The sequence below is a fragment of the Paractinoplanes deccanensis genome (assembly GCF_016862115.1).
Taxonomy (GTDB): Bacteria; Actinomycetota; Actinomycetes; order Mycobacteriales; family Micromonosporaceae; genus Actinoplanes; species Actinoplanes deccanensis.
On record NZ_BOMI01000188.1, the window covers coordinates 64,104 to 83,469 of the forward strand.

The following is a 19,366-nucleotide window of genomic DNA, read 5'->3' on the forward strand; positions in this document are numbered from 1 at the left end:
TGGCCCTCAGCCGCCGATGTCGTGGAGCCGGTTCGCGAGCTGGACCCGCGAATTGATGTCCAGCTTCACGAAGGCGCGCCGCAGGTGGGTGCTGATGGTGTGCGGCGACAGGAACAGCTTGAGTGCGGCTTCGCGGTTGGTGGCTCCGCCCGCCACCACGCGGACCACCTTGCGCTCCATTTCGGTGAGTGCGGCCCATCCGGCCACGGGCCGACTGCTCCGAGTGCTGACGCGCAGCCGCTCGGCGAGTCTGCGGACGGCCGCGGTGGCGTCGCACACGGCATAGGTCTCCATCGCGAGGTTCCATTGGGTGGTCGCGGAACTCAGACGACCTCGCCGGGCCAGCATGCCGCCGATCTGCTCGCAAGCTGCCGCGTGCAGCAGCGGCCGCACGCCCTGAAGTGTCCGCGCTGCGCTGCGCAGCCGGTCGAGGTCGTGGTCGACGACCCCGAGAACATACGCCGAGACACCGGCGAAGACCGGTGGTGCGGTACCGTCCGCGATCAGGGTCGTCGCGGCCGCTCGCGCGCGATCGGCCAGGCCCCGGTCGCGGGTCTCCGCGGCGAGTCGCGCGGCGAAGGCCAGGAAGTGCTGGTCCGCGGGCGTCGGAAGGGCTGCCGGGAGGAGCGGGTCGTCGTCGAGTAGGCGGATCGCCTCGAACGGTTCGTCACGTGCCGTCAATTCGGCCAGTACCCGTGCCGCCCACCGTCGGCTCACCGGCCGGTCGATCGACTGCGCTCGGCGAGCCAGGGCCCGAGCCGCGTGGCGCGGGCCGGCCTCGCCCGTGTACGTCGCCAACCCGGCATACGTGATCATCTGGATCACGCCGGCCAGGTCGTTGCCGCCGGTCTCGTCCACCGGCAGTGCCATCGACTCGGCCCTGCAGCGGGCGTCGTCCAACCGGCCGGCCGCCAGGCTCAACATTCCTGAGATCTGCGCGCAGAGGCTGATCAACGGACCGTCGCCGTCGCGGCATGCGCCCCGCTGAGCCGCCGCGAGGACTTCGGCTGCCTCATCCGTACGACCGAGGCAGTGCAACAGATTGGCGATGTGCGCCTTTCGCAGCGACTGGCCGGCGTCGGCGTGGTCGTGGTTCCGCAGCTCGTCGAGGCGGAGGGCGGCCTCGGCACCCGCGCCGCGGCTGACAGCGACGCCCGCGAGGGTGAGCAGCGCGAATCCGCGTGCCTGATCGTCGCCGGCGCGGTCCAGAACCTGCCGGGCCTCGGCGGCGGCCGGCTCCACGTCCCCCGCCGTCCAGAGGTCGTACGCGAGCCGCGCGTCGCGGCTCGCCGGCCGGCTGTTCCTCGGTGGCGAGGTGGCGATCTCCCGACGGCCGGCGCTCGCGGCCTCGGCTTCCAGCGCCTGACGCACCGGCGCCGGCAGGGACTCGCGTGCCGCCTGGCGCAGCAGGTCGTGCCGGAAGCGGAGATGCCCGCCGTCGCTGATCAGCAGCTCCGCCCGGACCGTCTCCTCGATGGGGCCCACGAGGTCGGCCGCTCGGCGCTCCAGCATGCCGGCCAGTTCGGCGACGGTGAACCGCCGTGGCAGCGTCGCCGCCACCGGCACCAGCCGCCGGGCTTCCGCGCCGAGCCGTCCCAGCCGTTCGGCGAAGACCTCGAGGAGACGCCGCGGCAGTGGCCCGCCGCGCACCGTGGCGCGGCCGTTCCCAACTTCCAGGCGGTTCTCCTCTCGCAGGCCACGGAGCAGCTCGAGAAGCACCGAGGGGTTGCCCACCGCCTGTTCGGCCAGCGCCCGCAGGCCGGGATCGCCCGGAGCGCCCGCGAAGTCTTCGACGATGGCGGCCGTCTCGTGGGTGTGCAACGGGGCCAGGTGGAGCCGCCGCGCGCCCTCCTCCTCCAGGCGGCTCAGCGCCTCGCGGACCGCCGGCCCGCCGTCACGGCCGTGGCAGAAGCTCAGAACCCAGAGCACGCCGACGTGCCGCAGCCCGGCCGTCAATGCCCGCAGGGCCATCAGGGTGCCGTCGTCCGCCCTGTTGAGATCGTCGAGGAGAACTGCCAAGGGCGCCCGCGACGCGGCGGACGCCAGCGCGGCCCGCAGGTCGTGCACCACCCAGAAGCGCAGGTCGGTGCTGGCTCCCAGCGCGCGGACGGCGTCCGGATCACCGATCGGCGGGACGCTGCCCACGGTGGCGGCGAGCAGAGGGGCGAAGGGCAGAGCATGCTGGCCGTCCAGCGCCTCGCCGAACAGGGCCCGCATTCCGGCTCGCTCCGCCCGGCACCGTGCCTCGTGCAGCATCCGTGTTTTGCCCGAGCCGCAGTGCCCCTCGATCAGCAAGGTGGCGCCGCGTCCGTTGAGCGCCGCGGCGACACCGGCGTCCAGGGCGGACAGCACGGTGTCACGCCCGCGCAGCACCGGCGCGGCCGGCGCTCTCCGGTTCATGGATTCTCCGCCCCCCAGCGATCGACCAGCTCACACGGCACGTTCATCGTCACCCGGCCGCACCGGCCCAGCATCGGGAAGGTGACTGCCGCCTGTACCCCGCCGGTGCGCGGCGCGGGAGGGAACCGAAGCCGGCCCGGCCCGCGGGGTGAGTCAGACGACCGATGGAGACCGTCGTGAGGGCCGGCGCGAAGCGGTATCGCACGATTGCGTGACCGAAGGCGCCCGCCGGTTGTCACGTGACCGTGCGATGCGGCGGCCGTTCGTTCCGGCGCATGGTTCCAGGGTGATCTCCGCGAGCGCGTGGGCGGAGTCAGATGGCTGTCGAGGGCGCCCGGACGGCGCCGGGAGTACGGAGGTTCGACTCATGGATCAGCTCGACGACGTCGTCCGGCGTCTGGACGTGCTCGAGTCGGTCGAGAGCATCAAGAAGCTCAAGGCCCGCTATTTCCGCTTCGTCGACGAGAAGAAGCACGACGACCTGGCCGCCTTGTTCACGCCTGACGCGACGGTGGTGACCGACGGCATCACCTGGGCGTCACCCAAGGAGTTCGCGGACACGATCCGCGACCTCACCGGCGCCGCGCCGTCGGCTCATCAGGGGCACATGCCGGAGATCGAGATCACCGGTCCCGACACGGCGACCGGGACGTGGTCGATGGAGGACCTGCTGACCTTCCCGGCCGGCCCGGATGCTCCGGAGGGACATCACGGCTACGGGCAATATCGCGAGACCTACCGCCGGGTCGACGGGCGGTGGCTGATCGATTCGGTCGTACTGACCCGCTTCCGGATGGATCCCCTGGAGAACTGGAACCCCTCGACCGTCGCGTCGTAGCGTGCGTAAACGCCGTCGTTTCCGGTGAGCTGGAAGCCATGCCGTTCGTAGAGGCGGCGCGCGGGATTGTCGCGATGGACCTGAAGGGTGAGCCGGGAGAACCCGTGAGCGGCCGCGTCGTGCGCGAAGGTGCGTAACAGCGCCGCGCCTCCTCCGGCGCGGCGGAACCGGTCGAACACGTGGATCGTGGTGAGCAGGGCGGCGTCCCCGTCCGGCGTCCAGGCCTCGTATCCGGCGGGTACGCCGTCGGCTTCCAGGATGAAGGTGCGATCGAGCCAGGCGATCCAGTGCGCCAGGTTGGCGTTCACGATGGCGGCCCAGGCGTTTTCCTGCTCAGGCTCGATCTCGCGCAGGTAGGCGCGCTCGCCTCGCAGAATGATCGGCAGATCGTCGGCGCGGCCACGGCGCAGGACGGGCATCACTGGCGGCTTTCTGTCGTGGGTGCCCGCGGAGGCACGACGGGGGCGTCCCGCTGCGGCGACCGGGGGCGGCGCAGCGGGACGGTGCACAAGGTCAGGCGCGTGCGGCGACGATCTCGTCGAGCACGGCTGCCAGCTCGGCGGGTCGGGACAGGAACGGTGAGTGGCTGGTCGGCATGCGCCGGACGTTCTTCGCGCGTGCCGCCATCCGTTCCTGTTCCGGCACCGGGATGGCCTGGTCCTGCTCGCAGACGATGTACGTGGAGTCGATGGACCGCCACGCGGGCTCCGCGGTGACCCGGTCGCAGAACGATTGCAGGCGCTGGCCCACCAGCTGGGCCACCGCCGCCTCGGCCTCGTCGTCGGGAAGGTCCGCGTAGAGCGAGGTTCGCGGGTTGTCGATGATCGGGAACAGGCCCTCGGTCTCGGCCGGCTCGGGCGCACCGTGGAAGCCGAACATCGACTCGCCCTGGTCCAGCTGGTAGGCGGCCAGGTAGACAAGATGTTCGACGGTGGGAGCGGCGGCGGCCTCGGTGACCGGGATGCCCCCGTACGAGTGGGCGACCACGACCGTCGGGCCGTCGATCGCGGCGATCGCCTCCCGGACGACGGCGGCGTCGTCGAGCATGCCGCCGCGCGGCTCGGGCCCGGATGTGGGCAGTTTGATCGCCCGGCTGGTGTGGCCCAGCTTGTCGAGCTCGGCGCGGAGCTTGTCGAAGACGGCGGGGCCGTGCCAGGCGCCGTGCACGAGAAGCAGGGTGGGTTTCGGGGAATTCACGGGTGGGTGCTCCAAAGTCAACGGGATCGGACAGCGTGTCGGACACTGTGTCCGATAAAGTTGTACCACGGATCCCCGAAGTGCCACACGTTGCGGATCTCGACCGCCGATGAGCGGCTAGGTGGCGCGCCGGCTGCGAAGAGCGCGCACCTTGCTGCGGTTGCCGCAGGTCTCCATCGAGCACCACCGGCGACGTCCGGAGGGCGACGTGTCGACGAAGATCAGGTAGCAGTCCGGGGCTCCGCACTCCCGGATGCGGGTGGCGAACCGGCCGCTGAAGAGGTCGACGGCGTCGCGGGCGATGGCGGAGAGGACCTGTGTCGCGCTCGCCGGGAGCCGCCAGGCCGGCGTGATGTCGGCCGTGAGTTGCGGGATCAGCGGCGGTTCCGCCGCGGCCCGGTTGATCTCGGCCACGTCCTCGGCCCGGCGTGGCTCGCTCCTGGCGACGGCGCGGGCCAGCTGCCAGAGGGCGTCTCGCAGCCGGTGCGCGGCTTCCAGCTCGCCGGGGCTCACGCTCAGGTCGGCCGGCGTCAGCCGGAGCCGGGACAGGGCGAGCCACTCGGCGAGGTCGTGCGGTTCGTGCAGCACCTCGTACCGCGCCAGCACGCCGGGGCCGCCGGTGAGCAGGAGCTCCAGGCACAGCGATCCGGGGTCGAAGAGATACGGAGTGCCCTCCGCGGAGTAGATCACCAGCCCCGTTGACACCGCCGACATGGGTGCCACTATATTTCGGCTCGCTCGTGTAACCGGTATACCGGTTACACGATTCGTTCCAGGCGGGCGTCATGGAGGTACTTGTGCAGATCGACCAGCGGCAGATCGACGGGGTGTTCGTCGAGCACGCCGCCCCCGAGGGCGAGCCGGTCGCCGCTCCCGTCGTGTTCGTGCACGGCGGCAGTCACGGCAGCTGGCTGTGGGAGAACTGGCTGCCCTACTTCGCCGCCACCGGCCGGCATTGCTACTCGTTCAGCTGGTTCAACCACAACGGCTCGCGGGACCTGCCGCGCGAGCAGTTCGTTCAGCGGTCCATCGAGGCGGTGACCGAGGAGCTGGACATCGTCGTCTCGCACGCCGGGCAGGCGCCCGTGCTGGTCGCGCACAGCATGGGCGCGATGGCGGTCCAGAAATACGCCGAGTCCCACGACGTCGTGGCGCAGATCCTGCTCGCGCCGATCGCCTGCCGGCAGGTGGGCAACGAACCGATGCCGGTGCCGATCGACATGACCGAGCCGTTCCCGCCGATGCCGTACGAGATGGCGTACGAGTGGTTCCTCAGCGGCTGCGCCGAGAGGGACGCGCGCCGCTACCACGCGCTGATGCCGCACGAGTCACCGCAGGCGGTCTGGGAGGTCGCCTCGGGCGGCGCGATCGGCGTGGATCGCACCCGGCTGGGCGGTCCCACGCTGATGGTCGGCGCCGAGAACGACATCGTCGTGCCGGCCGAGGTCGTGCGGCGCAGCGCCGACTACTTCGGCGCCGACTATCTCTTCCTGCCCGGGCGGGCGCACAGCATGATCCTCGAGCCCGGCTGGCGGCGGACCGCCGACCGGCTGCTCGCATGGCTGGCCCGCGCCACCTGGTAGGGCGACACCCGCAACCACCGATCTCACGAAGAAGAGGTAATCGTGCAATCCACCGCAGGTCCCGTGCCGTTTAGCGGGGAAGCCGTCGCCGCACTCACGGCCGGCATCGCAGGCCCGGTGCTGCTGCCCACCGACGAGGGGTACGCCGCGGAATGTGCCGCGTACAACCGCGCCACGTCACACCGGCCGTCGATCGTGGTCGGCGCCGGCAGCGCGGGCGACGTCCAGGCAGCCGTTCGGTTCGCGGCCGCCCACCACCTCCCGGTCGCCGTCATGGCCACCGGTCACTCGGCGCTCTCCTCGGACGCGGCGATGCTGATCACCACCCGGCGGATGGACTCGGTGATGGTCGACGCGCGCCGGCGAACCGCCCGGATCGGGGCCGGAGTGCGCTGGCAACAGGTCATCGACGAGGCCGCGCAGCACGGACTGGCGCCGCTGAACGGCTCCGCGCCCACCGTCGGCGCGGTCGGCTACACCCTCGGCGGCGGGCTCAGCCCGATCGGGCGCACCTTCGGCTACGCCGCGGACCACGTGCGCCACATCGACGTCGTCACCGCGGACGGCGAGCTGCGCACGGTCGACGCGGAGCGCGAGCCTGATCTGTTCTGGGCGCTTCGCGGCGGAAAGGGGAACTTCGGCGTGGTCACCGCGCTCGAGTTCGACCTCTTCCCGGTCCGCCGGGTCTACGGCGGCGCCCTGTTCTTCCCCGGTGAGCGGGCGACCGAGGTGCTCACCGCGTGGAGCGCCTGGACCGCCGAGCTGCCCGACGAGATGACCTCATCGATCGCGCTGCTGCGACTGCCCCCGGCTCCCGAGGTACCCGAACCGCTGCGCGGCCGGCTCGTGGTCCACGTCCGGATCGCCTACGTGGGGCCGGCCGAGGAAGGCGCCCGGCTCGTCGCGCCCCTGCGAGCGATCGGGCCGGCCCTGATCGACTCGGTGGACGAGATCCCGTACGCGGAGATCGGCACCATTCACAACGACCCGCCGGCGCCGATCCCGTTCCACGACCGCTCGGCCCTGCTGCGGGCACTCACCCCGGAAGCCATCGGCACACTGGTCCGGCTGGCCGGTCCGGACACGGACAGCCCGCTCGTCCTGCTCGAGATCCGGCATCTCGGCGGCGCGCTGGATCGCCGGCCCGAGCCGGGCAACGCCATCGACACACGCGGCTCGGCATACCTGCTCTACGCCGTTGCCTTCGGCGGGCCGGACCAGGCCCAAGCGTTCGGCGAATACCTGACCGGCCTCGTCACCGCGATGCGGCCATGGAGCACCGGACGGCGGTTCGTGAACTTCTTCAGCGCCGCCGACGCCACCGCCGAGGGCGTGCCGGCGGGCTACCGCCCGGAGACCTACCGGCGGCTGGCCGAGGTCAAGAAAAGGTACGACCCGCAGAACGTCTTCCGGCCGAACCACAACATCGCGCCCGCCTGACTCCTCCACCTCGCGTACCGCCACGCCGGGGAGGTGCACGGACACGACCGTGCCGCCGGCCGCGGTGTGCACTTTCCCCGATGGCGTGCGGCAACGCGAGGGCCAGGCTCGGTGATGACGGCAAGAACCACACACGAGGAGGCCAGGATGCCTTTCATCACCACCCCCGACGGCACGGACATCTTCTACAAGGACTGGGGCAGCGGACAGCCGGTCGTGTTCAGCCACGGCTGGCCGCTCAACAGCGACGCCTGGGACGTCGAGCTGAAGCTCGCCGCCGACAACGGCTTCCGGGCGATCGCCCACGACCGTCGCGGGCACGGCCGCTCGGCGCAGACGTGGGACGGCAACGACATGGACACGTACGCGGCGGATCTGGCCGCGCTCGCCGACACGCTCGGCCTCGACACGATCATCCTGGTGGGCCACTCCACGGGCGGCGGCGAGGTGGTGCGCTTCGCCGCGCGGCACGGCGCCGGCCGCGTGGCCAAGATCGCCACCGTGGGTGCCGTTCCGCCGGTCATGGTCAAGTCCGCGTCGAACCCGGACGGCACGCCGATCGAGGTCTTCGACGCCATCCGCGCCGGCGTGCTGGCCGACCGGTCGCAGTACTTCAAGGACCTGTCGGAGCAGTTCTTCGGCATCAACCAGGGTTCCGGCGTCTCGCAGGGCCAGCGTGACCAATTCTGGCGCCTCGGCATGCAGATGAGCCTGAAGGCCGCGTACGACTGCATCGAGGCGTTCTCCGAGACCGACTTCACCGAGGATCTCAAGGCCCTCGACGTGCCCGTGCTCATCTGCCAGGGCGACGCCGATCAGATCGTGCCGATCGGCGACGCCGCGTTCAAGGCGATCGACCTGGTCAAGCAGGGAACGCTGAAGGTCTACAAGGGCGCGCCGCACGGCATCGCCGGCACCTACCAGCAGAAGCTGGACCAGGACCTGCTCGAGTTCTGGAGGAGCTGACCCACCGGCACAGCGCCGGCCTTGTGGCGGCCATCGCACGGTGGTACCGCGTTCATGCGATGCCGCACCCTCGCGTCTGCAACAGGGTGGAACGCATGACGTACGAGGCGGTGGTCCTGATGAAAGACGGCGAGGCGCTCGCTCATGCTCTTGGCGCGGTCCTCGACGCGGTCGCGCCCGACGCGGTGGACGCGGCGCTGCTGAGCCTGCGCCAGGTGGCCGGCGATCTGGGGGTGCGGCTCGACACCAGGTCGCTGGCCGCCGCCGCTCATCGGGCGGCAGGCCGGCAGCTGGACCGCCGAGGGCGTCAGCTCGCCGTGCTCGCCACGAACGAGGCACTCGCCGATCTCGGCAAGCACGACGACCTTGGTGATCTGCGGAATGCCATCGTCGCGTCAGTCTCGCGGCTGGTGCCCGAGGCGGGCGCGGTCTGGCTGACGGTCCGCGACGGCGGGAACAGATGGCGGAAGGCAGCCGGCCACGGGCCCGACGGGCCGTCCAGCCGCGGGTCTCTTCGAGTGCCGTTGACGGACACCGCGGCGCTGCACGTCGCGTTCGACAGGGGAGAATCGCTGAGCCCTGTGGAGGCGGCCATGGTGGAAAGGTACGCGCGGGCGGCGACCTTGCGGCTGGCCACCATCACGGATCGGCGCGACGCCGAGCGGCGCAACGGCGAACTGACCACCCGGCTCAGCACGCTGGCCAACGGACGTGCGATGCTCGGCGACCTGCTCGGTCTCGCGGTGGCGGAGCTGCCACCGCTTCCCGGCGCCGTGGCACAGACGTTGGCCGGCGGGCTCGGCGCCGTGGTCGCGCTGCTTGACCACAGCGCGCGGCTGGTCGCCGCGCATCCGGCCACTCCGGTGGCGGTGTCCGCACCGGATCTGGTCGCTCGCGCGGCAGCCGAGCCGGGGGAGGTGGTGCTCGAGCCCGGGTCGTCGTTTCGGTACGCGGTGAGCGTGGCCGGGGCGGGCCGGACCGAGGGGACCGTGGTGGTCGTGCGCGGCAGTGCGCTGTCCGGCGACGAGTTGATCGCGTTGGCGCAGGCCGCGCGCGTCGTCGGTCTCATGCGACTGCGGCACAATGCGTTGCTTCAGGCGTACGAGGAGACGCGCACCGACTTGCTCGGCGAGCTGCTCAGCGCGCGCCGGGCGTCGCCACGGCCGGTCCGCGTCCTCGCCGAGGCGCGCGGGTTCCCGCTCGACCGCCGATGTGTGGTGGTCGCCGTCGCGGGGGACGGCTCGCTCGATCGCGTCGTCGCCGATGTCGCGGGTCGGCTCGGCGGCCTGGGCGGCCGCCACGACGGGCAAACCGTGGTCCTGCTTCCCGGCGACGACCCGCGGGACACCGTCGGGACTCTGACACACCGGCTGCTGCGCGTCGCCGGGACAGCGCCCGGGATGTGCGCCTCGGATCCCGTCGCGCCCGCGGACGGGTCGCTGCCGGAGGCCTTCGCGGCGGCGCGGCACGGGTTGACACTGCTGCGTGCGGCCGGTGCGGCCAACGGATGCGCCACCACGCGCGACCTGGCGCTGTACCGTCCGCTGTTCGACGCAGAACGCCCCGGCGACCTTCGTGAACTCCTCGACGAGGCGCTGCGCCCGCTGACCGAGTATCAGCGGCGGCACGGCATCGACCTGGCCGAGACGGTGCACGTCTTCTTCTCGACGGGCGGCAACGCCCGCCAGGCCGCGCGCCAGATGTTCATCCACTCCAACACCATGGCGAAAAGGCTGGACAGGGTTACCCGGCTGCTCGGCGCCGGCTGGCAGGAGGGCGCTGATGGGCTGCGCCTTCGCCTCGCCCTGCACCTGCGGTCGCTCGGTGCCGAGCACCTCCGGGAACGTGCGAGCTGATGCCCGTCCGCCGCTACTCAAAATATGTGATGCGGCCGGGCACCGTCGCGCAATAGCGTTCGGCTATGACTGGCAAACCACCATTTCCGCCCTTCACGCGTGAGACCGCCGCGCAGAAGGTGCAGGCCGCCGAGGACGCATGGAACACCCGAGACCCGGAGAGGGTGTCACTGGCGTACACCGAGGACTCGGTCTGGCGCAATCGGGACACCTTCCTCAGTGGGCGCGGCGAAATCGTCAAGTTCCTGACCGGCAAATGGGAGCGTGAGCTCGACTACGCGCTGCGCAAGAGTCTGTGGGCGTTCACCGAGGACCACATCGCGGTCCGTTTCCAGTACGAGTGGCACGACGGCACCGGCCAGTGGTGGCGCAGTTACGGCAACGAGCTGTGGGAGTTCGACGACACCGGGCTGATGCGCCGTCGCGAAGCCAGCATCAACGACGTGGCCATCGAGGAGACCGACCGCCGTATCGTCGGCCCGCGACCACGCTCGGAGTGGGGTCAGGAGCTTCCCTTGCGATAGTGCGGTGTCTGACCGCGCCGTCGTGCGGCTGCCCGCTGGCCGTGGTCCGTCAGTTCCCGATGCAGGTCGCGGCGCGAGTTGATGCCGAGTTTGGTGAACACGTTGCTCAGGTGCCATTCAACAGTGCGAGCCGACAGGAACAGTTGACCGCCGATCTCGGTGTTGGTGAGCCCGTCGCGTGCGAGACGGGCCACTGTCGCTTCCTGGGCGGTGAGCAGGGTCCGAGTTGCCGTCGGCGGCTCACCGATCGTTTCGCCGATGGCCATGAGTTCACGACGGGCCCGCCCGGCGAACGCGCCGGCGCCCATGTCGGTCAGCATCCGATAGGCCGTCCGCAGCTGTTTCCGAGCGTCGGCGCGGCGGCTCTGACGTCGTAGCCACTCGCCGTAGAGCAGGTGGGCGCGGGCGAGTTCCAGGCGCAGCGTGGTCCGGCTCAGCCGGTCGATCGCTTCGCGGTAGAGGTCGCCGGCGGTCTCACCGTCACTCAGCAGGGCACGTGAGCGTGCCTGCATGCCCAGGTCGTAGTCGGTGCGGCCTGCGGTGGGCGCCCCCGTCTGCCGGTCCGCCGCCGCGCGAGCGGCCTCGAGGTCTCCGCAGCGAACGGCGGCCTCGACGAGTTCGGGCAAGGCCCACATGCGAATGTAGAGCGGGTCCTCGGTGGCGTGTTGTGCCGCCGCCATGGCGTCGTCGTAGCGGCCGAGACCGTTGTAGAGAATCGATGCCACGTAATGCGCGTGATCCACCGCATGGCCCTGGCCCGTCGCCGCGCCGGTGGCGATCATGGACTCGATCAGTGGCCCGGCCCCGGCCTCGTCACCGGACAGGCACGCGAGCCACACCGGGGCGAACGGGGGATAGACGGTTCCGGTGGCTCTGGACAGCGCCTCGGCCTCGGCGATCAGCGAACGCGCCACCGACAGCTCACCGATCCGCATCTGGGTCACGGCCTGGGAAGCCAGGTCGACAGGCAGCTGATCGAGGGCACCGACGTTCCGGGAAAGCTCGGTCTTGCGCGCTGCGATCGTGCGCCAGCTGTCCTCGTCCTGAAGGAGGATCGCGGCGCTCTGGGCCGGCCAGCCCCAGCGGAGCCATTCCTCGGTGGAGACGTCGCCGTTGCCGAAGGCCGCCAGTGCGCGCCGTAGTGCCGGCGCCGCGGCGGCCCGGCCGTCCGAGACCAGCCGCGCCAGGCCATCCAGCAGCAGGTCGGCCACGGACGGCGTCCCCGACGGCGCGGGCAGCGCCAGGGCGGCCTCGGAGACTTCGGCAACGTCGCCCTCGTCCGCCAGGTGCCCGGCGAACTGTGCGGCCATCCATGCCGTCAGGTACGTCTCGCGCGCCAGGCTCATGTCCCATCGCTCGAGCCGCTTGGCCGCACCGAGCAGCAGCGGCGGAGCGTCGCTGCCCAGGCCGGAGGCGAAAGCGATCTGTCCACGAAGCAGGTCGGCGCGGGCGCTCGCGGGTTCATCGAGAACCTCGGGCCGTAGTGCGGCCAGCAGCTCCAGGGCCTGGCGGAACGCTCCTGCACGGGCGCTGAGCTCGACTGCGGCGAGTGTCCGTTCGACGCGGCCGGCGGCGTCGACCGAGAGCGCGACCGCACGTTGCATGAACGCCGCCGCCGCGGCCATCCCGCCACGCTCCTGTGCCTTGCCCGCCGAACGCTCCAGTTCGGCGGCGACCTCCTCGTCCGGTCCGGCCGCGGCCTGAGCCCGGTGCCACGCCCGGCGGTCCGGGTCGATACGCGGGTCGATCATCTCGGCGATCACCCGGTGCGCCCGCTGCCGCTCCTCGAACGACGCCGACCGGTAGACCGCCGAGCGCACCAGGGGATGCCAGAACCGCACCCGGGAGCCGAACTCGACCAGTTCGGCACCCACCGCTGGTGTCGCCGCCTGAGCGGAGATACCCAGCCGTTCCGCCGCTCGCCATACCAGGGCCGGATCCCCGGATGAATCCGCCGCCGCCAGCAGCAGCAACGACCGGGTCGGGCCCGGCAGCGCCGCCAGCTGACGGCCGAAGCTCTGCTCGATCCGCCCCGTCAACGGCACCGCGCCGGGCAGTCCGAACCCACCCGCCATCTCGGTGTGTGTCAGCCCTCGTGGCAGCTCCAGCAGCGCGAGCGGGTTGCCGCCCGTCTCCGCGACGATGAGGTCCCGCACCCGCTCGTCCAGCGGCCCCGCCACCACGGATTTCAGCAGTTCTCGCGCGTCGCCCTCTCGAAGCCCGCCCACCTCGAGATCGGGCAGCCCGTCCAGCTCGGATCCGGTGGTTCGGGCAGCGAACACCAGGCCGACTCGATCGGCGACCAGGCGGCGCGCCGCGAAGCCCAGCGCCTGGGCCGACGCCTGATCGAGCCACTGCACGTCATCGATCAGACAGAGAAGGGGATGCTCGGCCGCCGCGGTGGCCAGCAGGTTGAGGGCCGCGAGCCCGACGAGGAACGGGCTCGGCGGCGGCCCGAAGGACAGGCCCAGCGCGGTGCGCAGGGCCTCCATCTGTGGGCCGGGGAGCCGGTCGAGCCCGTCGAGCATCGGCGCGCACAACATCTGCAACCCGGCGAACGGAAGCTCCATCTCGGACTGCACGCCGGTCACGCGCAGCACCCGGCAGCCCGGCGCGTGCTCGGCCAGGAAGTCCAGCAGCGCCGTCTTTCCCACACCCGGGTCGCCGCGCACCACCAGCACGGCACTGCGCCCGCTCCGGACGACATCGGCGAGCTGGCCGAGCACGCGGCGCTCGTCCGTACGGTCGATCAAAGCCGGTCTACGGCCGTGGGATGGGAACTGTGCGGCCATGTGTCTCAGCTGCCCCGGCTTCTCCCGTCCAGTTGCTGGACGCATGTCGTGCCGATCACGTGAGCTAGATCGTAACCGGCGGGTCCACGTGCTGGAAGCGCCGGAAACAGGAGGCCAGGGACGACCGGCGCCCGTGTGCAAGGAGATCGCCCGGGCACAAACCCCGGGGCACACCCCGGGGACGCACCGGGGTCGCGGCCGGCCGATCGGCGTGAGAATGACGCAGGCCGCCACCACCGCAGGACCGACCGACCCGGGGGGAGAGTCGCATGGCTTCCGGCGATCCGCCGCCGCTGGCCGGTCGCGATACGCACCGCGCCTCGATCGAAGCCTTCTTGCGGCGGGCTGCGACATCCCCGGCGGCGCTGTGCCTGTTCGGCGGCCCCGGGGCGGGAAAGACCGCGTTGCTCGATGTAGCAGAAGCCGCGGCGACCCGCGAGGGCATGGTGGTGCTGCGGGCCGCCGGCGCGCGGACGGAATCGGATGTCGCCGACGCCGTGCTGCATCAGCTGCTGTATCCGCTGCACGCCCGCCTTTCCTCGTTACCGGCCGAGCACAGCCGGACGCTGACGTCCGTGCTCGGCCTCGCCGACGGGGACCCGCCTGGACCCGGCAACGTTGCGGCGGCCACCACGGCCCTGTTGCGGCTGATCTCGCCGGACGACCCGGTGCTGCTGATCGTCGACGACTGGCAGTGGGTGGACAGCCGATCGGCCACGGTGCTTGCCGCCGTCCGGTGCGGGCTTCTCGTCGCGGCACGCGCGGAGTCGGCGGCGCCGGCCCGAGAGATCGGCGCGCAACCGCTGGCCGTCGGGCCGCTCGACGACGCACACGCCGCCACGCTCCTGCACGATCGTTTCCCGGCGCTCGCCGAGCGCGTCGGCCGCCGCCTGCTTGCCGAGGGCGGGTCCAACCCCTCGGCCCTGCTGGCCCTGGCCGAATCGTTGAGCGAGGACCAGCGCAGCGGCCGAGAGCCGTTGCCGCCGCAGCTGACACCCGTGGGCCGCCTCTACCGGCACTACCAGGCGTGCGTCGTACGACTTCCCCCCGCGACCCGCCGGATGCTGCTGCTCGCCGCGCTCGACGGCGGTCACGGAGGCGCATCACCGGTCGACGGATGGCTTGCCGCCGAGCGGACGGGGCTGGGGTCGTTCGATCCCGGAGAAGGCCGGTGGGTGTTCCACCATCCGATGGCGCGGTCGGCAGTCGTGCGCTCGTCGACCGGTCACGAACGGGCGGCGGCGCACCGGGATCTGGCACGGCTGGCCGCGGACCGGCCGGAGCAACGGGCCAGGCATCTGGCCGAGGCGACCGTCGGCCCGGACGAATCGGTGGCTGTCCTGTTGCAGGACGCGGCGCATCGGGCGCTGACCGGCGGAGACGTGCTCGGCGCGGTGACCGCCCTGCTGCGTGCCGCGGATCTCAGCGTGGACGGGCCGCAGCGGAGCCGGCGGCTGGCCGAGGCCGCCTACATCGGCGCGAACGCGGGCGGCGATCTGCGGACGATGCCCGCTCTGCTCACCGCCGCTCGGCATGCCGACCCCGAGGGGACCGGGTCGTTACCCATCGCGGTCGCCGCGGCGCACCTGTTGTTCAACGGCGACGGCCACATCGACACGGCGCATCGCCTGCTCACCGGCACCGTGGACGCCGCCGTCGCCCGTTCGGCCAACGACGATCCGCTCCTGGTGGAGGCGCTCTACCAGCTGGCCGACGTGTGCTTCTACGCCGCCCGCGACGACCTGTGGGCGCCGCTCAAGGACGTGCTGTCGCGGCTCGGGCCGGCCGTGCCGGCCATGTTGCGCGTCTACGTGCAGGCGCTGTCCAGCCCCGCGTCGCTGACGGCATCGGACCGGATGCGTTTGGATGCGGCCCTGCGGAGCCTGGACGGCGAGCACGACCCGACCGTCATCGGGCGCATCGGCCGGATCGCGGTCTCGTACAACCGGGTCGAGGAATGCCGTGCGGCGTTGGAACGCGTCATCGACGACGGCCGAGCCGGGGGAGCGGTGGGCTCGGCCATCAACGCCATGACGATGATCGCGCTCGACGACATGAAAGCCGGGCGGGCACAGGCGGCCGACACCATGTCAGCCGAGGCCCTCCAGCTGTGCGACGCGCACGGATACCGGTTCGCGGCGTGGCCCTTCCGGCTCATCCGCATGATCGTGGCGGCCCGGGGTGGGCAGGACGACGTCGTGCGCGAGGCGGCCGTTCGGGTGGGCACGTGGGCGGGCCCGCGCGGCGTACGCGTCGTGGCGTTCTATTGCTCCTGGGCGCAGGCCACCCTGGCCGCCGGCCACGGCGACTTCGAGGAGACGTTCCACCATTGCGCCGCGGTCGCCGCACCCGGCGTGGTGTCTCCGGAAAATCCGGTGGCGGTCGCCGTCTCACTGGACCTGATCGAGTCGGCCCTGCGTACCGGACGCCGAGACCAGGCCGTGGCTCATGCTCGTGCCGTCTCCGCGGCCGGCCTCGTCGAGGTCTCGCCGGCGTTCGGTCTCACGGTGCTCGTCGCGGCCGCACTGGTTGCCGAGGACGAGGAGGCGCATGCCCTGTTCGCCCGAGCGCTGACTCAGCCCGGCGCACAGGATCTGGAATGGGATCTGGCACGGGCGCATCTGTTCTACGGCGAGCGGCTGCGGCGGGCCCGTGCCGTCGTCGAGGCGCGACGGCACCTGACCGCCGCCGTGACGAGTTTCGAGCGGATGGGCGCGGACCCGTGGGTGACCCGCGCTCGCCGGGAGCTCGACGCGACCGGCGCCACCCGGGGACCCGGGCCCGGATCCGGAGGAACGCCGCTCACCCCGCAGGAGAGGCAGGTGGCCGTGCTCGCCGCGGCCGGCCTCAGCAACAGGCAGATCGGCGGCAAACTGCTCGTCTCGCACCGCACCGTCGCCGCGCACCTGAGCCGGGCGTACGGCAAGCTGGGCGTCCGTACCCGGACGGCGCTGGGCGCGGCACTCGGTCACGACGAGGTTGCGGAGCCTCGGCATGAGCCTTGACCATCCTCTGCTCGGCCGCGAAGCCGACATCGAGGCCATCGAAGCATTCCTCGCGGCCGCCGCCGACACCGGCGGAGCGATGCTGCTCACCGGCGCCCCCGGCACTGGCCGGACGGCCCTGCTGGAGCTCGCCGCGCGTCGGGCGGCCGCCGCGGAGCTCAGGGTGCTGCGCGTGCCGGGCACCCGGCACGCCGCAGGGGGCCGATTCGCCGGCCTTGACGGCCTGCTTACTCCGCTCGGAACCGAGATGGCCGTACTGCCGCCGACCGTCCGCACAGCCCTGCTGGTCACGCTGGGCCTGGCCGAAGGGCCGGAACCCGGGCTGCTGGCGCTCGGCACCGCCACCCTGAGCCTGTTGCGGCTCGCCGGACAGGCCCAGCCGGTGATGGTGCTCGCCGACGACGCCGATCGCCTCGACCAGGCGAGCGCCGAGGTGCTCGCGTTCGTCGCGCGGCGCCTGACGGGCAGCCGAGTCGCGTTGCTGGCGACGATGCGCACCGGATCGCCGCGAGCATTGGCCGGCGCGGGTCTGCCGAGCCGTCACGTCCGCCCGCTGGACGACAGCGCGGCGTCTCTCATGATGCACGCCCGCTGGCCGGACCTCGCTGTCCGCGTCCAGCACCGTCTGCTCGCGATCGCCCAGGGCAACCCCCGTGCCCTGGCGGAACTGCCCGCGGCCCTCAGCCCGAGTCAACGTGCCGGCCGGGACGCTCTGCCCACCGTCCTGCCGCTCACCGACGGGCTGCGAGCCATGCACTCGGCACGGATCGAGCAGCTCCCGGCGGCGACTCAGGAACCACTATTGCTCACCGCTCTGGAGTCCTCCGGAAACCTGGCCGTGCTCCAGGCGGCAGCACCACATACGGATCTGCTGGAAGCGCTCGCGCCGGCCGAGCGCGCCGGGCTCATCGAAGTGGACGTCAACCTCGGTCGCGTGGCCTTCTCACCTCCACTGGTCCGCTCGGCGGTGGTCGCTCTGGCGGCTCCGGTGGCACAGCGGCGGGCGCATCGCGCGCTCGCGGCTGCCCTGCCGCACCGCCCGGAACAGCGTGTCTGGCACCTGGCCGGGGCGACCGTGGTCGCCGACGAAGAAGTGGCGGCTCTGCTGGAACAAAGCGCCCGGGACAGCGTCCGGCGGGGGGAGACGGTGGAGGCCGTCGCCGCTCTGGGCCGTGCCGCCGAGCTCAGCCCGACACCGGGGCTGCGGGCGCGGCGGCTCCTGGAGGCCGCGTATCTCGGCGCGGACGTCGTCGGAGACCTCAGCAAGGCGTCGCAGTGGCTGCACCGGGCCGACGCGGACCGGTCCGGCCTGGTCGAGTCGCTGCCCGCCACGGTCGCGGCCGCGCAGCTGCTGGTGAACGCGGAGGCCAGAGCCGGAACCGCTCACGATCTGCTGGCCGGTGCGGTCGAGGCCTACTCGAACCGGTCCGACCCGCATGACACCGTGCTCATCGACGCGCTGCACTCGCTGCTGCTGAGTTCCTGGGTCAGCGGGCAGCCCGCCGCGTGGGAACCGGTCGTGGCCGCGGTCGCCCGCCTCGACCCGAGCCCGCCGCCGGTTCTGGAGTTGTGCGCACGCACCTTCGGCGACCCGGTGCGCCTGGCGGAACCGATGCTGGCGCTGGCGGAAACCCGCGCCGACGCGCTGCGCGACGAGCTGAACCCGGTGGTCATCAGCCGGGTGGCGATCGGCTGCGTCTACATCGACCGGCTCGCCGCCTGCCGTGAGGCGCTCGACCGGGTGATCGCGGACGGGCGCGCCGGCGGCGCCGTCGGGCTCGGCATCAGCGCCACCGTGTCGAACTCCGTGGACAACTGGCACACCGGCCGCTGGGCCGAAGGCGACCGGCTCGCCGCCGACGGCATCGCCCTGTGCCGGCAGTACAACTACCCCCGCTACTCCTACATCTTGCAGTACTTCCGATGCCTGTTCGCCGCGGCCGGCGGCGACGTGGAGGACACTCTCGCGACGGTGGACGAGATGACTCGATGGGCCACCCCGCGAGGTGCCGGGATCACCGTCCAGTTCTCCCACCACGTGCGTGCGCTGGTCTACATCGGCGCCGGCGATTACGACAAGGCGTTCCACGAGGCCGCGGCAATCAGCCCGGCCGGGATCCTCGCGCCGTATGAACCGCACGCGCTGTGGGTCCTGCTGGACTTGGTCGAATCGGCCGTGCGCAGCGGCCGTACAGCCGAAGCCCGTGCGCACGTGGCGGTCATGCGACACGAACGGATCGACCGGCTGTCGTCGCGGCTGGCGCTCGTGTCCGCCGGGTGCGCGGCCCTGGTGGCCGCGGACGACGACGCGGCCACCGGCTTCCAGCGGGCCCTGGCTGTGCCGGGCGCTGAGCATTGGCCCTTCGACCGGGCACGCATCCAGCTCGCGTACGGCGAGCACCTGCGCCGGACGCGCCGTGTCAACGCCGCGCAGTCACAGCTGCGTGAGGCGCTGGAGACGTTCGAGCGTCTCGGCGCCCGGCCATGGGCACGGCGCGCCGCCGCCGAGCTACGAGCCGGCGGAACAGCCGCGCCGACGCCGAGCCCGATCACCGCGCCGCTCAGCGAACGGGAACTGCGGATCGCCCGCCTGGCCGCCTCCGGGCTGAACAACCGGCAGATCGGCGAGAAGCTGCACATGTCCCACCGAACCGTGGGCGGCTACCTGTACAAGCTGTTCCCCAAGCTCGGCATCACGTCGCGCGCCGCATTGCGCGACCGGCTCGCCGATCTACCGGACCGGCATTGAGCCGCTCCTCCGTCGT

General features: G+C 71.9%; 13 protein-coding genes. 8 read left to right on the forward strand and 5 right to left on the reverse strand.

What is annotated here, in order from left to right:
- Nucleotides 1-6: 6 nt before the first annotated feature.
- Complete coding sequence (locus tag Ade02nite_RS44465) at nucleotides 7-2,400, reverse strand: AAA family ATPase (protein ID WP_203777340.1); 2,394 nt, start codon at nucleotides 2,398-2,400, stop codon at nucleotides 7-9.
- A gap of 367 nt (nucleotides 2,401-2,767) precedes the next feature.
- On the opposite strand from Ade02nite_RS44465, the gene Ade02nite_RS44470 reads away from it, so the two are divergent.
- On the forward strand, nucleotides 2,768-3,238 hold the full coding sequence (locus Ade02nite_RS44470; RefSeq protein WP_203777342.1) for a nuclear transport factor 2 family protein: 471 nt from the start codon (nucleotides 2,768-2,770) through the stop codon (nucleotides 3,236-3,238).
- On the opposite strand, the gene Ade02nite_RS44475 is transcribed toward Ade02nite_RS44470, so the two are convergent.
- From Ade02nite_RS44475 to Ade02nite_RS44485, 3 genes are all read right to left on the reverse strand, one after another.
- Nucleotides 3,136-3,657 (reverse strand): GNAT family N-acetyltransferase, encoded by a 522-nt coding sequence (locus tag Ade02nite_RS44475; RefSeq protein WP_239169509.1) that lies wholly within the window; start codon nucleotides 3,655-3,657, stop codon nucleotides 3,136-3,138. The genes Ade02nite_RS44470 and Ade02nite_RS44475 overlap by 103 nt on opposite strands.
- Before the next feature lie 94 nt (nucleotides 3,658-3,751).
- Nucleotides 3,752-4,435 (reverse strand): alpha/beta hydrolase, encoded by a 684-nt coding sequence (locus Ade02nite_RS44480; protein WP_203777346.1) that lies wholly within the window; start codon nucleotides 4,433-4,435, stop codon nucleotides 3,752-3,754.
- Nucleotides 4,436-4,552: 117 nt separating this feature from the next.
- Nucleotides 4,553-5,149 (reverse strand): CGNR zinc finger domain-containing protein, encoded by a 597-nt coding sequence (locus tag Ade02nite_RS44485; RefSeq protein WP_203777348.1) that lies wholly within the window; start codon nucleotides 5,147-5,149, stop codon nucleotides 4,553-4,555.
- Nucleotides 5,150-5,220: 71 nt separating this feature from the next.
- Between Ade02nite_RS44485 and Ade02nite_RS44490 the strand changes: the two genes are divergently transcribed.
- The 5 genes from Ade02nite_RS44490 to Ade02nite_RS44510 all read left to right on the forward strand — a co-directional run bounded on the left by Ade02nite_RS44490 (nucleotide 5,221) and on the right by Ade02nite_RS44510 (nucleotide 10,804).
- Nucleotides 5,221-6,018, forward strand: a complete 798-nt coding sequence (locus tag Ade02nite_RS44490) for an alpha/beta hydrolase (protein WP_203777350.1) — start codon at nucleotides 5,221-5,223, stop codon at nucleotides 6,016-6,018.
- Nucleotides 6,019-6,060: 42 nt separating this feature from the next.
- Nucleotides 6,061-7,458: an FAD-binding oxidoreductase gene (locus tag Ade02nite_RS44495; RefSeq protein ID WP_239169504.1), complete on the forward strand. Its 1,398-nt coding sequence runs from the start codon at nucleotides 6,061-6,063 to the stop codon at nucleotides 7,456-7,458.
- A 147-nt stretch (nucleotides 7,459-7,605) separates the two neighbouring features.
- Nucleotides 7,606-8,424 carry an alpha/beta fold hydrolase gene (locus Ade02nite_RS44500; RefSeq protein ID WP_203777352.1) on the forward strand — a complete coding sequence of 273 codons (819 nt, stop codon included), beginning with the start codon at nucleotides 7,606-7,608 and terminating at the stop codon, nucleotides 8,422-8,424.
- Nucleotides 8,425-8,519: 95 nt separating this feature from the next.
- Nucleotides 8,520-10,280 (forward strand): PucR family transcriptional regulator, encoded by a 1,761-nt coding sequence (locus Ade02nite_RS44505; RefSeq protein WP_203777354.1) that lies wholly within the window; start codon nucleotides 8,520-8,522, stop codon nucleotides 10,278-10,280.
- 65 nt (nucleotides 10,281-10,345) lie between these two features.
- Complete coding sequence (locus Ade02nite_RS44510; RefSeq protein WP_203777356.1) at nucleotides 10,346-10,804, forward strand: nuclear transport factor 2 family protein; 459 nt, start codon at nucleotides 10,346-10,348, stop codon at nucleotides 10,802-10,804.
- On the opposite strand, the gene Ade02nite_RS44515 is transcribed toward Ade02nite_RS44510, so the two are convergent.
- Nucleotides 10,783-13,557 (reverse strand): helix-turn-helix transcriptional regulator, encoded by a 2,775-nt coding sequence (locus tag Ade02nite_RS44515; protein WP_239169505.1) that lies wholly within the window; start codon nucleotides 13,555-13,557, stop codon nucleotides 10,783-10,785. The two genes, Ade02nite_RS44510 and Ade02nite_RS44515, sit on opposite strands and share 22 nt — an antisense overlap.
- Nucleotides 13,558-13,865: 308 nt before the next feature.
- Between Ade02nite_RS44515 and Ade02nite_RS44520 the strand changes: the two genes are divergently transcribed.
- Together Ade02nite_RS44520 and Ade02nite_RS44525 are read left to right on the forward strand one after the other, a co-directional pair.
- On the forward strand, nucleotides 13,866-16,601 hold the full coding sequence (locus Ade02nite_RS44520) for an AAA family ATPase (protein ID WP_203777360.1): 2,736 nt from the start codon (nucleotides 13,866-13,868) through the stop codon (nucleotides 16,599-16,601).
- Nucleotides 16,591-19,350, forward strand: coding sequence for a helix-turn-helix transcriptional regulator (locus Ade02nite_RS44525; RefSeq protein ID WP_203777362.1), 2,760 nt, complete (start codon nucleotides 16,591-16,593; stop codon nucleotides 19,348-19,350). The genes Ade02nite_RS44520 and Ade02nite_RS44525 overlap by 11 nt, the downstream gene beginning before the upstream one ends.
- Nucleotides 19,351-19,366: the final 16 nt, after the last annotated feature.

Coding starts and splice junctions, on each gene's coding strand:
- Ade02nite_RS44465 (WP_203777340.1), bottom strand. CDS start 2,400: ATGAACCGGAGAGCGCCGGCCGCGCCGGTGCTGCGCGGGCGTGACACC.
- Ade02nite_RS44470 (WP_203777342.1), top strand. CDS start 2,768: ATGGATCAGCTCGACGACGTCGTCCGGCGTCTGGACGTGCTCGAGTCG.
- Ade02nite_RS44475 (WP_239169509.1), bottom strand. CDS start 3,657: ATGCCCGTCCTGCGCCGTGGCCGCGCCGACGATCTGCCGATCATTCTG.
- Ade02nite_RS44485 (WP_203777348.1), bottom strand. CDS start 5,149: ATGTCGGCGGTGTCAACGGGGCTGGTGATCTACTCCGCGGAGGGCACT.
- Ade02nite_RS44490 (WP_203777350.1), top strand. CDS start 5,221: ATGGAGGTACTTGTGCAGATCGACCAGCGGCAGATCGACGGGGTGTTC.
- Ade02nite_RS44500 (WP_203777352.1), top strand. CDS start 7,606: ATGCCTTTCATCACCACCCCCGACGGCACGGACATCTTCTACAAGGAC.
- Ade02nite_RS44505 (WP_203777354.1), top strand. CDS start 8,520: ATGACGTACGAGGCGGTGGTCCTGATGAAAGACGGCGAGGCGCTCGCT.
- Ade02nite_RS44510 (WP_203777356.1), top strand. CDS start 10,346: ATGACTGGCAAACCACCATTTCCGCCCTTCACGCGTGAGACCGCCGCG.
- Ade02nite_RS44520 (WP_203777360.1), top strand. CDS start 13,866: ATGGCTTCCGGCGATCCGCCGCCGCTGGCCGGTCGCGATACGCACCGC.
- Ade02nite_RS44525 (WP_203777362.1), top strand. CDS start 16,591: ATGAGCCTTGACCATCCTCTGCTCGGCCGCGAAGCCGACATCGAGGCC.